The sequence below is a fragment of the Actinocorallia herbida genome (assembly GCF_003751225.1).
Classification (GTDB): Bacteria; Actinomycetota; Actinomycetes; order Streptosporangiales; family Streptosporangiaceae; genus Actinocorallia; species Actinocorallia herbida.
This window is the reverse complement of record NZ_RJKE01000001.1, coordinates 3023492-3038391: the sequence shown is the minus strand read 5'-3', so window position 1 is coordinate 3038391 and position 14900 is coordinate 3023492. Positions and strand designations below refer to the sequence as shown.

Here is a 14900-nt window from a genome sequence, read left to right as displayed (position 1 = left end):
GTCTTCTGAGCACCGAGGGGCGGCCGATGTACGCGCGGGTCCGTGACACGAGTCTGTATTTCGACGTTGAAGGTGCCGGGCTCGTCCACTACAAGGGCGAGATGCGGGAGAAGCCCGTCCTGATCGCGCTGCACGGCGGCCCGGGAGGCGAACACAGCGCCTACAAGCCGGTGCTCTCCCGGCTCGCCGACAAGGCGCAGATCGTCTACCTGGACCATCGCGGGAGCGGCCGCTCCGCGCGCGGCCCCCGCGAGACCTACACGCTGGAGAACAACGTCGAGGATCTGGAGGCGCTCCGCCTTCACCTCGGCCTGGAGAAGATCGCTCTGCTCGGCGCCTCCTACGGCGGCATGGTCGCCCTCTCCTACGCCGCCCGGTACGGCGAGCACCTTTCCCATCTGATCGCGGTCGCCACGACGGCAAGCCACCGCTTCCTCCCCCGCGCCCGGGAGATCCTCGCCGAGCGCGGCACGCCGGCGCAGCGGGCCGCCGCGGAACCGCTCTGGACGGGCACCTTCGAGAGCGAGGACCAGCTCCGCGAGTACTTCGAGATCCTCGGCCCCCTCTACTCCCGCACCTACGACCTCGCCGAGGCCAGGAAGAAACGCCGCATCCTCAGCCCCGACGCGCTCAACGAGGGGTTCGCGGGCTTCCTGCGCGGCTACGACGTCACCGCCGACCTGCCCCGCATCACCGCGCCGACGCTGGTGATCGGCGCCCTCCACGACTGGATCTGCGCGCCGGAGTTCTCCGCCGAGATCGCCCGCGGCATCCCCGGCGCGGACCTGCGCCTGTTCGAGCACAGCGGCCACAGCATCCTGTCCGACGAGCCCGACGCCTTCACCGACGCCGTCCGCGGCTTCCTCACCTACAACACCTGACCTCCGCCCGGCCGGAACGGCGAGCGTTCTGTCGGTGCCGCCTGGTTGACTGCGGCTCGACGTTGATCGCGGCCGATCAGAGGGGGAGAGATGACCCGCACCACGCCGCCGCGCCCGGTCGATCCCGCCGCGGCGTTCCCCGAGCTCGCCGCGCTGGCCAGGACCGCCACCCGGCTGCACCCGCGCACCGGCGCGCCGACCGTGCACGACAGTTCGGTCGGCGGTCCGCTGCTGTGGCCCGCCGACGAGCCGTGGCCGGTCTGCGGCGACGGACACGAGGTGTTCGGGCTGACGACGGTCGAGGACGTCCGCACCCGGCGCCGCATCCTCACCGAGGCCTGGGCCCGCCCGCGCGCACCGCGCGCGAACCTCCTGACCCCCGAGGAGCAGGCGGTCATCGACCGCGTCCAGGCCGGCTACGAGCCGTCGTCCTTGCCCGCCGGTCCCTTGCCGCTGCTCGCGGTCGCCCAGTTCTACGCGAGGGATGTCCCGGACCTGCCGTGCCCGGAAGGCACGGACCTGCTCCAGGTGTTGTGGTGCCCGTTCAACGAGGTCATGGAGCTGTCCTCGGCGGTGCGGCTGCGCTGGCGGCGGTCCGCCGACGTCGGAGAGGTCCTGACCCGTCCCCCGGTGCCCGCGTTCGTCGGCTCGGACGACTATGTGCCGGAGCGGTGCGTCCTGCATCCGGAGCGGGTCCGCGAGTACCCTCCCGCGCACGAACTCGACGGGGAACTCGCCAAGGCCGTCCATTCCTGGGCCGTCGACCGGGGCCTGAGCTATCGCGGTGATCTCTCGACCGCGCCGGGCTGGAAGGTGGGCGGCTGGCCGCACCCCTGGACCTTCCTCGACCCACCCGAGCCCGCCGAGCTGAGGTGCGGCGCGTGCGGAGGGCCGGTGGAGGCGCTGCTCACCATCGAGGGCCGGGAGTACGACGGCGAGAGCAGGAGCTGGTTCCCGCTGGAGGACGCCTCGGCGGAGCCCGCCCCCTTCATCACGGCGGACAGCGCCACCATGGTGGAGATCGGCCGCGGCTACACGCTCCAGGTCTACCGCTGCGCCGCGACCCCGGACCACCCGCCGCTGACGTTCATGCAGTAGGTGCCCGGTGCTCAGGTCACGTTGACGATCTCGGCGGAGAGGAGGCGCCCGGCCTCGATCGTGAGGAGGCCGAGGGTGCCGTGGGGTTGGCGGCGGCGGTCGGTGGGCGAGCCCGGATTGAGCGCGCGGAGGCCGTCGGCGGACTCGTTCCAGGGGATGTGCGAGTGCCCGAAGACGACCAGGTCCGCGTCGGGGAAGGCGCGACGGAGCCTGGCGTGCCGCCGGGCGGAGGGTCCGCTGTCGTGGATCATGCCGACGCGCAGGCCGTCGAGCTCGATCTCCAGGCGTTCCGGCGCGCCCCAGGCGGCGACGTCGGGCCCGTCGTTGTTCCCGAGGACCACGTGCACCGGGGCGAACGCCGACAGTTCCTCCAGCACCGCGGCCGTGCAGACGTCGCCCGCGTGCAGGATCACGTCGGCCTCCCGCAGGTGCGCGGCGACGGCGGGCGGGCACGCCTTCCAGCGCCGTGGGGCGTGCGTGTCGGAGATCGCGACGACTCTCATCCGCTCATTCTCACGCCCGCGGGCGCGCCGGGAGCCCCGCCCCGCCGGGACGCGGAGTCCCGGCGGGGCGGTGGGTCAGCGGCCGAACCAGCGGCGCGGGTGGCGGGTGAGGGTGTAGCCGAGCACGCCCATCAGGGCCGCGACGACCCCGCCGACGATCGTCCAGGTCCAGCGACCGGTGAGCCGGCTGAACCAGCTCTCGGCCTTGGCCGTGGGCTTCGGCGCGGAGTCCAGGGCGCTCACCGTCGGCGTGGCGTCGGGCGCCAGGGTCGTGCCCGCGTTGACCGGCGGGGAGAGCGGCGCCTCCATGCGCGCCCCTGCGGGCTGCGCCGCGCCCTCCTTGACGGTCAGCTCCACCTCGGCCTGGACGGGCCGGCCGAGGTCGCGCTCGGGCAGCCCGGAGGCCGACAGCCGCAGATAGTACGTGCCGGGCAGCGGGTCGGCCGACCACGGGTCGGCCCAGGACCGGACGCGGCGCAGCGTGCAGCCGACCGCGACATCGGCCTCACCGCCCTTGGTGGTCGCGGTCTGCGCGCCCGCCGTGCAGGACTGGCGGCGGCGCAGGCCGTCGAAGACGTCGAGCGTCCACGTCATCGCGCCGTGCCGCTGCGCCGCGGGCGGCAGCGTGACCTTCACGGCGACCTTGTGGGTCTCCCCCGCCGCCGCGGCGAACGACCAGTACAGGTAGTCGCCCGTCGTCGCGGGGACCCGGACGAGGTTGCCCGGCGCGATCTCCGTGGCGCTGAGGAACGACGGTCCCGCGGTCTTCACCTCGAGCTGCGGAACCGTCTCGTCCTTCTCGTCGGCCGCGGCCGGGAACGGCGCCGACGAGGCGAGAACGGCCCCGGCGGCGAAGGCGAGGATCAGGCGTGCGCGCATCACTTCTCCCTCCAGATCGAGATCCGCCAGCGGGCCAGCCAGCCCAGGAGCAGCCCGGCGACCAGGCCCGCGAGGGCGAGCACGCCGAGCAGGGCCCAGCCCTTGCCGAGGACGGGCTCACCGGGGTCCGGCGAGGCCGCGACAAGGTCGACGGTCAGTTCCAGCGGCATCCCGGGGGACGTCCGGACACCCGACGGAGCGGCGAAGGAGTTGCTCACCACGAGGCAGACGGTCCGCGGCTCGGCGTCCTCATCGTCGGCCGAGCGGCCGTCGGACCAGCGCAGGCCGGCCGACTGCACGTCGGTCCTGCCGCTGCCCGCGTCCGAGCCCCGGACGAGTTCGCGGCCACCGCTCGCGGTCGCGCGGAGCAGCACCCCGTAGTCCCGGTTGAGACGCCGGTCGAGCGAGAGGCTGACCGAGGCGCGCAGCTCCCGCCCGGGGGCGAGCCGTACCCGGTACCAGCGGTGCTCGCCGATCTCCTCCCGGTCGCTGTAGACGCCCGGACCGAGCACGGGCGCGGTGGCGCAGCCCTCGGTCCCCGCGACGTGCAGGGGCGCCTCCTGGTAGGTGGCCTCAGCCCGGTCGATGAGCTGGTTGAGCCGGTCGGTGAGCTGCGCCTGGCCGGTGATCGCGGTGTAGGTGCCGCCGGTGGCCTCGGCGATGCAGGAGAGCTGCTGCCGCACCTTGGCGTCCAGGGAGAGGCCGAGGGTGTCGATGACGAGGTGGGTGCCCTGCGCGGCGAGCTCGCGCGCGACGTCGCAGGGGTCGGGGAGCCCGCAGGAGTCCTCGCCGTCGGTGATGAGGACGATCCGGCGGGTCGTCTCGCCGGTCCCGAGGTCCTTGGCGGCGGCGCGCAGCGCCCGGCCGATCGGGGTCCAGCCGGTCGGGGCGAGCGTGGCGATCGCGGTCTTGGCCTCGACCTTGTCGACGACGCCGACGGGGAACAGCAGGTTGGTGTCCTTGCACCCGACGGACTTGGGGCTGCCGGGGAAGCGGTGCTGGGCGCCGAGCAGCCTGATGCCGAGGTTCGTCTCGGCCGGCAGCGCGTCCACGACGTCGTTGAACGCCTGCTTGGCGACCGACATCCTGGTGCGTCCTTCGATGTCGGCGGCGCGCATCGAGCCGCTGGAGTCCAGCACCAGCTCCACGCGCGGCGGTTCTTTGGCGGGGGTCTCGTCGGCGACGGCCGCGCCCGGCGTCGCCACTGCGATGAGCGCGCCGAGCAGACCGGCCGCCCATCGTCGTGCGGTGATCATCCGGAAATAGTAGTGATCGCCCGGACCCGACGAAGATCATCCAGACCCGTCCGGATAACGATTGATCTCCAGTTCCGCGGGTCACCGGGCCGAGCGGACGCGGAGGGCGATGAGGCCGCCGATGAGGGTGGCCGCCCCGGCGACGAGGTAGAGCAGCGTGTAGTTCTTCGCCGTGCCGTCCACCGCGAGGTTCAGGAGCAGCGGCGCCGCGGCCGGGGCCGCCGAGTGCGGGATGGACGTGGCGAACTGGAGGATCGCGGTGTAGCGGCCCGCGTCGGTGGCCCGCTCGGGCAGGACGTCGAGGGCGAGGGCCTGGTCGACGGCGGAGAACAGGCCGAGCCCGAACGCGCAGATGAGCGACCCGGTCACCAGCGGCGCGAGGCCCGTCGAAAGGGCCATGGTGGCCGCGCCCGCGGCGTAGAGCGTGCCGGAGAGCAGGACGAAGACGCGGCGGCGGCCGAGCCGGTCGGAGAGGAACCCGCCGCCCAGCGATCCCGCGGCGGTCGCGGCGGCGCCCGCTCCGGCGAGCGCCGCGAGGGTCCCCGCGGCCTCGGGGACGGGCACGGCGAGCCGGGCCGCGAAGAAGAACGCGGTGAAGGTGGTGACGAGGGTCAGGCCGAAGTAGAACGCGAAACGCCCGAGCCACACGAGCGTGAAGTCGCGGTGCCTGCGGCAGTCCCACAGGTACGACCGGAACACGGCGCCCGCCGTCAAAGGCGGTGGCGCGGGCAGCCCGCGGCTGTCGGGCTCCCCGCACATCAGGGCGAACAGGAGCACCGCGGCGGCGCCGATCACGCCCGGCAGGACGAGCAGGGGCAGCGGGTCGCCCTTCACCGCGTTCGCCAGCGAGACGCCCACGAACGGCGCGGCCATGGTGGCGAAGCCGCCGAGCCCCGCGACCCTGCCGCGCTGCGCGGGCGGCAGCAGGTCGGCCTGCACGACGACGAGCTTGGTCAGCGCCTGCTGCCAGCCGAGCGCGGCGAGCACCCAGCCGAGCCCGAGGACGCCGACGCCGGGCGCCAGCGCCATGACGACGAGCCCCGCGACGCCGACCGCGGCCCCGCCGACGACGAACGGCCGCCGCCGCCCGAACCGGCACCGGGTCCGGTCGCTGAGCGCGCCGAGCAGCGGCCCGGCCAGCACGGTGACGAGGGCCCCGCTGCCGGTGATGTAGCCGAGGTACTCGACCTTGCCCGGTGCGATCTGGGCCACCCGGATGGACAGGGAGATCGCCAGCGGCGTGATGAACGCCAGGTAGACCCCGAACTGCGCGAGGACGAGCGGGCCGACGAACGCGGCGCCCGCCTTTCCCGGTCCGGAGGAGGAGGCGACGGTTTCTGCGCTGGACCGCACGCTCACAGCGACCCCCAGGGGAGAAAGGACCACATCTTCCGGGAAGATCACTACCCTCGGTGACCGGGATTACGAGTCCGTGCGGTAGGCGTCCCTCGGCCAGTACCCGTGCTCGACCCGCTGTCCGCGCGCCTCCGCCTCCCGCCAGTGGCGGCGCGCCAGGGCGTGGACCTGCGCCGCGGTGGGCGTCTCCGCGGGCGGAAGCACGGCGAGCCCGGGCAGCGCGACCTCGGCCCGGTGCTCGGGAGGCCCGGTCTCGACGGTCATGCTGTGCCGCGTCAGGGCGTCCCCGGTGACGCGGTAGGTGACGATGCCGCACTCCCACCCCTCGGCCCACGGGATCGGCTCGTGAACGCCGACGAGGTCGCCGTCGCGCAGCCGGTAGTAGGTGCGAGTCTCCGTCAGCCCGGGCGTGTCGCCGGTGCCGGGCCCGTGGAAGTGCGGGGGCAGGTCGAACGCAGGTCCCTCGATGAGGACGTCGCCGTCCGGCAGCCGCCAGGCCCGGGGTCCGTTCGTCGTGCGCATGCCGCGAGCCTGGCAGCAGGGTGTTGGGATCCGGTTGGACTCCGTCAGACGGCCGACCGGTGCCGGCCTCGCCCGGGAGGGCGGACCTCGGCGGGCGCCCAGGAGATGCCCGCGGCCCCGCCGACGAGGGCGAGCAGCAGCCCGACCAGGAAGCCGCCGAGGTTGGCGGTGAGGAAGGACGCGAGCCCGACGGCGATCGTCAGGGCGCCGACCACCACGCGGAGGGAAGGGGCCGTCCAGAAGAGCAGGCCGAAGACGACGAGGAGAAGGCCGAGCAGGAAGCTGAGCTGTCCGGCGAGCCCGGTATGGACGAGGATCCCCGCGCCGACGACGGGCGTCAGCAGGATCTCGGCGCCGGCGAGGACGGCGAGGAGGCCCGCCGCGAAGGGACGGCCGTCGACCCAGGCGCGCAGACCCATCAGAAGCACTCCGCCTCGTCGCGGCCGACGGCGAGCCGCAGGCCCTTCACGTGGATCGAGCTGCTGAAGACCGACCACGACCGCACCCGGACGTTCGTGACGGCGAAGCCGAGCGCCTGGATTCCGTAGTGGCCCGGGGCCCCGCTGTAGCCGGGCACCGCGTCCAGGGAGGCGGCGTCCCGGTTGAGCTGGAGGCTGGTGAAGCCGAGGTCGGCGTCGATCGAGGTCGCCGAGAGCGCGAGGTCGCTGACCCGGACGGGCGGGCCGTCCGGCGCGGCGCTCAGCCTGAGGACGTAGCGTCCGAGCGGCGTGTCGAGAACCGACGACTGGCACAGCGCGCGCACCCGGGCCGTCTTCACCGCGAGCACGGTGACCGCGTGCTCCGTGCCGTCGGCGGAACGGGCGACGGACGGATAGGTGACGTAGCCGGTGCCCTCGATCCGGTCGGCGGAGACCTTCATGTCACGCCCGGACACGGCGAAGGAGGCGGCGAGCGCGCCCTGCCCGACCGCCGCGGCGAGGACGCCGCCGAGCGCCAGCGACGGGACGAGCACCGCGGCGAAGCGGCGCGGGCGGATGGACGGCCGGGGCTGTGGCCGCCTCCGCCGGCCGCGGCTTCGCAACAGCGCGCACCTCCCCGATCATCCGCACTCCGATACCTTGAGTGATCATATAGTCGCGGAAAGACAGGACGGGGTGATCGTGATGGCGGGGAAGCTGTGGCGGGCCGACTGGCCGGTGCCGGGGGCGGTCCCCGACCTCGCCGTGCACGACGCACCGCATCGCGGTTGCGGCACCGAGCGGTGGTGGTTCACCGCCCGGCTGCACCACGGGGCCGCCGAGCACGGACTCGTCATCGCCTTCCTGCGGCAGGGCGGCACCCGGCCCGACGGGACCCCGCTGGACGCGCACGCGGTGTACTGGCAGCTCGGCGACCGCGCCCGCCCGTCCATGACCGGCGAGTCGGGCGCGTCGTGGCTGGACCGGGAGAGCCTCGAACTGTCCCGGTTGCTCGCCGCGACCGACCCGGCCACCGACCCGCGCGTCCGCCGGGCGTTCCTGGCGTCCTCCGCCGAAGAGCCGCCGCTTCCCGACCGGCTTCTGCCCAGGCCCGCGCGGATCGGGCTGGGCGGCCTCGACCTGGACTTCGGCGGGGTGGCCCGGCTGCGCAAGGACCCCGACGGCGCCTACCGGATCGAGGCCGACGGGACGGGCTGCGCGTTCTCCCTGCGGCTGGCCCCGCGGAAGGGCGCCGTGACCCAGACCGTCGGCACGGACGACGACGTCCCGGGCTGGCTGTACACCTACTTCGTCCCCCGGCTGACGGTCGAGGGCGGCCTCCGGCGCGGCGGGCGCACCGCCGAGGTGACCGGCGAGGCCTGGTACGAGCACTCCTTCGGCGACGCCTGGCATGTCCCCGACGGCCAGGACGGCGCCGACTGGTCGTGCGCCCGGACCGCCCTCCGTCTGGACAACGGCTGGGAGCTCTCCGTCTTCACCGCGGGCCGCACCGACGTCGTCACCGGCGCGACCGAGCCGCGGGACTGCCGCGCCGTCCTGTGCTCCCCCGACGGGGAGCGCCACGAGGCCAAGGCCTCCCTCATGGGCGCGGAGCCGTGGACCTCCCTGGCCACTTTCAACACTTATGACACGGTCTGGGAGCTTGACGTCCCCGGGCACGAGGCCGCCCTGCGCGTCCGGGCGTGGTTCCCGCAGGAGGTGCGCTCGCTGGTCTTTCGGACCGGCGCCCTCGCCGCCCATGTCGAAGCCCAGGGCACGATGGCGGGGCGGCCGGTGACGGGGCGGGGGCTCGCCGAGATCGTCCCGGCCAACCGGATCGGGGACATCGAGCGCTATGTCGCCCGGACCCGCGAGGTCACCGGGCAGGAGATCCGCCGCCTGCTCCCCGACCGGCCCGACCCGTCGGCGCTGGCCGCGCTCGCGGGCCTCTCGGACCGGCCGGAGGCACTCGATCCGGACCTCGCCGCCGACCTCCACGCCGCCCTCGTCCGCCCCCTCCGGCACGCCGCCGACGGCCTCGGCAAGAGCCTGCGCGCCTACATCGCGACCGCCGCGATCGAGTTGTTCGGCGTGGACAGCGAGCCCTACCGGCCACTGCTCGGCGCGATCGAGGTGCTGCACACCGGCAACCTCATCGTCGACGACGTCGAGGACCGCTCCCCCACCCGCCGCGGCGTGCCGTCCGTGCACAGCGTGTACGGCGACGCGGCGGCGATCAACGCGGGGACGGCCGCCTACTTCGTCCTGGACCAGGTGCTTCGCGACGTCCTGCCCGACGACGACCTGCTGCGCCGCCACGTCTACGAGACGTATCTGCGGGTCATGCGGGCCGGGCACGCGGGCCAGGCCCTGGACATCGCGGGGCACCGGGCCGCGATGGACGCGGCGGTCGAGACCGGCGACGCCGAGGCGCTGCTGCGCCGGATCCGGACCGTCCACCTGCTCAAGACCGCGACGCCGGTCCGGGGCCTCGCCGAGATCGGCGCGCTGATCGCCGGGGCGACGGGCGACACGTACCGCGCGCTCGGCGCCTACTTCGAGGCGGTCGGGCTCGCCTACCAGATCAGCGACGACGTCATGGACCTGCGCGGCCTCACCGCCCCGGACCCCGCCGGCGGCCGCGTCGCCACCAAGCACGCCGCCGAGGACCTTCACGCGGGCAAGGTCACGATGCCGCTCGCGCACGCGGTCGCGCTGGTCCCCCGGGGGCTGGTCCGCGAGATCTGGCACACCGTCCGCGACGGCCGGGCCGACACCCAGGCCGTCCGGGAGATCGCCGCGGTCCTGGAAGGGCACGGCGCCGTCCAGGCCTGCACGGACGAGGCGCGCGGGCTGGTGGACCGGGCCTGGCAGCCCCTCCAGGGCCTCCTTCCGCACACGCACCATGCCGTCCTCGTCCGCGCGCTGGGCTCCTACGCCGCCGAGCGCGAGCGGGAGTGAGGCGTCAGGGCGTGTAGCCGAGGAGCTTCGCGGCGAGGTCGGTGAGCACCTCGGTGGCGCCGCCGCCGATGGGCAGGAGCCGGGCGTCGCGGTAGTGCCGCTCGACCTCGGTGCCGTGCATGTAGCCGGTGCCGCCGTGCAGCTGGACCGCCTCGTGGCAGACGTGCGTGGCGCACTCGACGGCGGTCTGCTTGGCGAGGCAGGCCGCGGCGATCACATCGGCGTCCAGGCCGCCCGAGACATGGCGTTCGGCGACGGAAAGGGCGTAGGTGCGGGCGACCTCGACCTGCCGGTGCATCTCCACGAGCTTGTGCCGGACGACCTGGCGGCTGACGAGCGGGGCCCCGAACGTCGCGCGGTCCCGGCAGTAGGCCGCGGTGAGGGCGAGCGACCGGGCGGCGATGCCGTAGGCGTGGACGGCCAGGCCGAGCCGCTCCACCACGAACTGCTCGGCGATGTAGGCGAAGCCCGCGTTCTCCTCGCCGACGAGATGGGACACCGGCACCCGCACGTCCACGAAGGACAGTTCCGCGGTGTCGGAGCAGCGCCAGCCCATCTTGGCCAGCGCCCGGTCGACGGTCAGGCCCGGCGTGTCCTTGTCGACGATGAGCAGGCTGACGCCGCCCGAGCCCGGCCCACCCGTCCGGACCGCGGTGGTGATGAAGTCGGCGCGGACGCCGCTGGTGATGAAGGTCTTGGCCCCGTTGACGACATAGTGGTCTCCGTCGCGGACCGCGGTCGTGCGCAGCGCGCCGACGTCGGAGCCGCCGCCGGGCTCGGTGATGCCGAGCGCGCCGATCAGTTCGCCCGCGAGGGTCGGCCGGACGTACCGGTCGATGAGGTCGGCGCTGCCGCGCGCGGCGATGTGGGGCAGCGCGATCCCATGGGTGAACAGGCCCGCCGCGAGGCCGCTCGACATGCCCGCCTCGAACATCGCCTCCTGCGCGGCCATGCCGTCCAGCAGCGTGCCACCGTCGCCGCCCTTGTCCTCGGCGAACCCGAGACCCATGAGGCCGTGCTTCGCGGCCTCCCGGTGCAGCGCGCGCGGGATCTCGCCCGCGTCCTCCCAGGCGTCGAGGTGGGGCGCGATCTCGCGCTCGGTGAAGCGGCGCGCGGTGTCGCGCAGCAGTTCCTGCTCGGGGGTCCAGGCTCGCAAGGGGGCTCCTCGGGGGTCAGGGGGTGGCGGTGCGCAGTGCCTGATCGAGCGTGCGCGCCCAGCGGTCGAGGATCCGGGCCCGGCGCGCGGAGTCGTCGGTGAGGGTGTTGGCGAGGCCGAGGCCGCGCACGAGGTCCAGGGTCGCCTGGACGAGTTCGCGCACGCCCGGCACCGACTCGTCGACGCCGAGGGCCTCGACCGTCCGGCGGTGGGCGGCCTGCCCGATCCGCTGCTCCAGCCGGACGACCGCCTCGTGCAGCGCGGCGTCGCTGCGCGCGGCCACCCACAGCTCGAGGGCCGCGGTGTAGAGGTCGCCGGAGAAGTGCTCGCCGAGCAGGTGCACGACCCTGTGGACCTTGTCCGGGCCGTCGGGCAGCGCGGCGAAGGCGGCGCGGTGCGCCTCCGCGCGCGACTCCCACAGATGCTCGACGGCGGCGAGCACCAGGTGGTTCTTGGTCGGAAAGTGGTGGAGCTGCGCGCCGCGGCTGACCCCGGCCCGTTCGGACACCAGCACCGTGGACGTCCCGCTCCAGCCGTACTCGACGAGGCACCTGACCGTCGCGTCGAGCAGCCGCCGGCGCATGGCCTGCGACCGCTCACCCTGCGGGACCCGGCCCGCCGCGGAAGACGACACGCGCGGCATCATGCCCACGGCCGAAACAAACCGTCAAGCCTGACTTTTTTCGCTCGGCACGACTAGCATCGCAAGCCCGGCGCACCGCCCCGGCGCCGTGCTCAGAGAGGAATCCCATGACCCGACGGCCGGTGCGCATCGCCAATTTCTCCGGATACCTCGGCGACCGCCATGGCGCGCTGGACGAGGTCATGGCCGGGGATGCGGTGGACGTCCTCGTCGGGGACTACCTCGCCGAGGTCACGCTCGCCTCGCTTTCGGCGCGGCACCGGGCGGATCCGGCCAAGGGATACGTCGGGTACTTCCTCGGGCAGATCCGGCCACATCTCGCGGCCATCGCCGAGCGTGGGACCAAGGTCGTGACGAACGCGGGGGCGTTCCATCCGGCAGGGCTCGCGGAAGCCCTGCGTGCGGTGATCTCCACGGAGGGCCTGCCGCTGCGGGTCGCGCACATCGAAGGCGACAACCTGCTCCCCCATCTGGCGGAGCTGCGGGAGGCCGGGCACGACCTCGCGCACCTGGACACCGGCGCGCCGCTGGCCTCCTGGGGGGCCGAGCCGATCAGCGCCAACGCCTACCTCGGCGGCCGAGGCATCGCCGCGGCGCTGGAGGCGGGCGCGGACATCGTGATCTGCGGGCGGGTCACCGACGCGTCGCTGACCTCGGGGCCCGCGGCCTGGTGGCACGGCTGGGCCGAGGACGCCTGGGACGCGCTGGCCGGGGCGGTCCTCGCCGGGCACATCATCGAGTGCGGGCCGCACGCCACGGGCGGCAACTTCACCGGGTTCGCCGTGATTCCGGGTGGATCCGCGAACGTCCCGGGCGCGCTCCGGCCCGGCTACCCCCTCGCCGAGGTCGCCGCAGACGGGTCCAGCGTCATCACCAAGCACGCGGACCACCCCGGCGCGGTCACCGTCGACACCGTCACGGCCCAGCTCGTCTACGAGATCCAGGGGCCGGACTACCTCAATCCCGACGTGACCGTCCATCTCGCGGACGTCCGCCTGCGCCAGGCCGGGCCCGACCGCGTCGAGGTGTCCGGCACGACCGGGTCCGCGCCGCCGCCCACCACGAAGGTCGCGCTGTTCGCGCCGATCGGCCACCAGATCGTCATGACGGCCTACCTCACCGGCCTGCGCATCGCGGAGAAGCACGCGCTGCTCGCCGCCCAGATCCGCGACCTGGCCGCGCCGGGCGTCGAGGACCTCGACGTCACGCTGCTCGGCACCGCCGCCGCGGACCCGCGCAGCCAGTGGGAGGCGACGGTCCCGGTGCGGATCATGGCCACCGCGAAGGAGCGGGCACCCCTGGAGTACGCGAACTTCGCCGCCCGCGTCAACGCGCTGTTCCTCGGCAGCGTCCCCGGGTTCTTCATCGACACCGCCGCCGCGCCCGCGCTCGCACCGCAGCCGCGGATCGAGTACTGGCCGGGCCTGCTTCCCCTGGAGGCGGTCGAGCACAGGGCGGTCCTGGACGACGGGCGCCGCATCGGCATCGCACCGCCCAAGATCACCCAGGGGTTCGCCGGGCAGCCCGTCCAGCCGGAGCCCGCGCCATACCCCTCGGGCCGGACCGAGCGGGCGCCGCTCGGCCGGATCGCCTTCGCGCGGAGCGGCGACAAGGGCGGCAACAGCAACGTCGGCGTGTGGACCGCGGACCCCGAGGCGTGGCCCTGGCTGCGCGCCGCGCTCGGGACCGACGCGATCCGCGGCCTCCTTCCCGAGACCGCGGACCTGGAGATCGTCCGGCACGAGTTCCCGCACCTGCGCGCGGTCCACTTCGTGCTGCGCGGGCTCCTCGGCGTCGGCGGGTCCAGCAACCTGCGGGTCGACCAGGTCGGCAAGGCCGTGGGCGAGTACCTCCTCGCCCGCGTCGTGGACATACCCGTCGAGCTGCTGGACCGGCGGCCGGCTACCGCAGGATGATCGGGAGCGACTCCCAGCCGCGGACCGTGGACGTCGAGGCGAGGTTGGCCTTGTCCCAGTCCACCTCCCACTCCCGGAAGCGCTTGAGGATCTCCTCCATCGCCACCCTGCCTTCCAGCCTGGCGAGGGCGGCCCCGAGGCAGTAGTGGATGCCGTACCCGAACGTCATCTGGTGCCGGATCTTGCGGCGGACGTCGAAGCGGTCCGGGTCGGGGTAGCGGCGTTCGTCCCGGTTCGCCGCGGCCACGATGAACAGCAGGGCGCTGCCCGCCGGGACCGTCTGGCCGTGGAACTCCTGGTCCGTCATGACGGCGCGGGCGATCGCGTGGCCCGCGGGCTCGTACCGCAGCACCTCCTCGACCGCGTTCGGGATCAGGGACGGGTCGGCGACGAGGTCGCGGCGCTGGTCGGGGTTCTGGGCCAGCAGGGAGCCGATCCAGCCGATGAGCCGCCCCGTCGTCTCGTTCCCGGCGCCCGCGACGACGGTCATGTAGGTGACCACCTCGTCGCGGGACAGGGTGCGCCGGACCCCGTGCTCGTCCTCGAACTCGGCGGTGAGCAGCTCCGTCACCAGGTCGTCCGAGGGGTTCTTGATCCGCCAGTCGATGTAGGCGCTGAGCTGCTCGGTGTCCATCACCGCGCCCGCGCTGAAGTCCATCTGACCGCCGTCCTCGGTGGTGATGAACTTGTCCGCCGAGTCGCGGATGGACTCCTGCGCCTCGTCGGGGATGCCGAGGAGCGCGCTGATGACGCGCATAGGCAGCTCGGTGCCTACGGCGGCGACCAGGTCGAAGCCCTTCTCCCCGACCAGCGGGTCGAGGGTGCGCCGGCAGTAGTCGCGGACCATCGGCTCCAGCGCGCCGATCCGCCGCGGCGTGAACATCCTGGTGAGCAGCCGGCGGTGGATGCCGTGCGCGTCGGGGTCCTCGAAGATGAGGGTGCCCGGCGGGATCTCGATGCCCGACTTGATGAGCTCGAGGATGTTGCCGCGCGCCGAAGAGAACGTCTGCCAGTCCGGCAGGCCCCGGTCGAGGTCCTCGTACCGGCTGACCGCGTAGAAGTCATGGGCGTCGTTGTAGTAGAGCGGCGCCTCTTCGCGCAGCCGCCGGTACACCGGATAGGGGTCCTTCCCGATGACCGGGTCGTAGGGGTCCCAGCGGATCGGTTCCTCAGTGCCCACCGTCATTCCCTCCATGGCTCGCGAGCGCACGGCGCACTCCATGCTGGGCGGTCGCTCAGCATTGCCCGCCCATGCTGTCTACCACCGGTTTTCCAAGGCGGTCAAGGGCCCCTGCGGTATCATCGACATG

Annotated in this window: 14 protein-coding genes; 4 read left to right on the top strand and 10 right to left on the bottom strand. The window is 73.6% G+C overall.

The window, feature by feature from the left end:
• Positions 1-26 precede the first annotated feature (26 nt).
• Positions 27-881, top strand: a complete 855-nt coding sequence (locus EDD29_RS14215) for an alpha/beta fold hydrolase (protein ID WP_123664860.1) — start codon at positions 27-29, stop codon at positions 879-881.
• 90 nt (positions 882-971) lie between these two features.
• Complete coding sequence (locus EDD29_RS14210) at positions 972-1979, top strand: hypothetical protein (RefSeq protein WP_123664859.1); 1008 nt, start codon at positions 972-974, stop codon at positions 1977-1979.
• Positions 1980-1990: 11 nt separating this feature from the next.
• On the opposite strand, the gene EDD29_RS14205 is transcribed toward EDD29_RS14210, so the two are convergent.
• The 7 genes from EDD29_RS14205 to EDD29_RS14175 form a co-directional block, all read right to left on the bottom strand.
• Positions 1991-2482 (bottom strand): metallophosphoesterase family protein, encoded by a 492-nt coding sequence (locus EDD29_RS14205; RefSeq protein ID WP_123664858.1) that lies wholly within the window; start codon positions 2480-2482, stop codon positions 1991-1993.
• 75 nt (positions 2483-2557) lie between these two features.
• On the bottom strand, positions 2558-3361 hold the full coding sequence (locus tag EDD29_RS14200; protein ID WP_123664857.1) for a peptidase: 804 nt from the start codon (positions 3359-3361) through the stop codon (positions 2558-2560).
• Positions 3361-4617 carry a VWA domain-containing protein gene (locus EDD29_RS14195; RefSeq protein ID WP_123664856.1) on the bottom strand — a complete coding sequence of 419 codons (1257 nt, stop codon included), beginning with the start codon at positions 4615-4617 and terminating at the stop codon, positions 3361-3363. The genes EDD29_RS14200 and EDD29_RS14195 overlap by 1 nt, the downstream gene beginning before the upstream one ends.
• An 81-nt stretch (positions 4618-4698) precedes the next feature.
• On the bottom strand, positions 4699-5976 hold the full coding sequence (locus tag EDD29_RS14190) for an MFS transporter (RefSeq protein ID WP_211359713.1): 1278 nt from the start codon (positions 5974-5976) through the stop codon (positions 4699-4701).
• 63 nt (positions 5977-6039) lie between these two features.
• Positions 6040-6495 carry a hypothetical protein gene (locus tag EDD29_RS14185; RefSeq protein ID WP_123664855.1) on the bottom strand — a complete coding sequence of 152 codons (456 nt, stop codon included), beginning with the start codon at positions 6493-6495 and terminating at the stop codon, positions 6040-6042.
• 44 nt (positions 6496-6539) lie between these two features.
• Positions 6540-6914, bottom strand: a complete 375-nt coding sequence (locus tag EDD29_RS14180; protein WP_123664854.1) for a DUF6114 domain-containing protein — start codon at positions 6912-6914, stop codon at positions 6540-6542.
• Entirely contained in the window at positions 6914-7537 is a 624-nt protein-coding gene (locus EDD29_RS14175; RefSeq protein WP_123664853.1) for a DUF6230 family protein, read from the bottom strand. The genes EDD29_RS14180 and EDD29_RS14175 overlap by 1 nt, the downstream gene beginning before the upstream one ends.
• Before the next feature lie 82 nt (positions 7538-7619).
• Between EDD29_RS14175 and EDD29_RS14170 the strand changes: the two genes are divergently transcribed.
• Entirely contained in the window at positions 7620-9875 is a 2256-nt protein-coding gene (locus EDD29_RS14170; RefSeq protein WP_123670473.1) for a polyprenyl synthetase family protein, read from the top strand.
• Between the two features lie 4 nt (positions 9876-9879).
• Here EDD29_RS14170 and EDD29_RS14165 read toward each other — a convergent pair whose 3' ends face one another.
• Positions 9880-11031 (bottom strand): acyl-CoA dehydrogenase family protein, encoded by a 1152-nt coding sequence (locus EDD29_RS14165; RefSeq protein ID WP_123664852.1) that lies wholly within the window; start codon positions 11029-11031, stop codon positions 9880-9882.
• A gap of 16 nt (positions 11032-11047) precedes the next feature.
• Positions 11048-11665: a TetR/AcrR family transcriptional regulator gene (locus EDD29_RS14160; protein WP_246052758.1), complete on the bottom strand. Its 618-nt coding sequence runs from the start codon at positions 11663-11665 to the stop codon at positions 11048-11050.
• Between the two features lie 116 nt (positions 11666-11781).
• On the opposite strand from EDD29_RS14160, the gene EDD29_RS14155 reads away from it, so the two are divergent.
• Positions 11782-13590 (top strand): acyclic terpene utilization AtuA family protein, encoded by a 1809-nt coding sequence (locus EDD29_RS14155; protein ID WP_123664851.1) that lies wholly within the window; start codon positions 11782-11784, stop codon positions 13588-13590.
• Here the strand turns inward: EDD29_RS14155 and EDD29_RS14150 are convergent.
• Entirely contained in the window at positions 13577-14770 is a 1194-nt protein-coding gene (locus EDD29_RS14150; RefSeq protein WP_211359712.1) for a cytochrome P450, read from the bottom strand. The genes EDD29_RS14155 and EDD29_RS14150 overlap by 14 nt on opposite strands.
• Positions 14771-14900 lie beyond the last annotated feature (130 nt).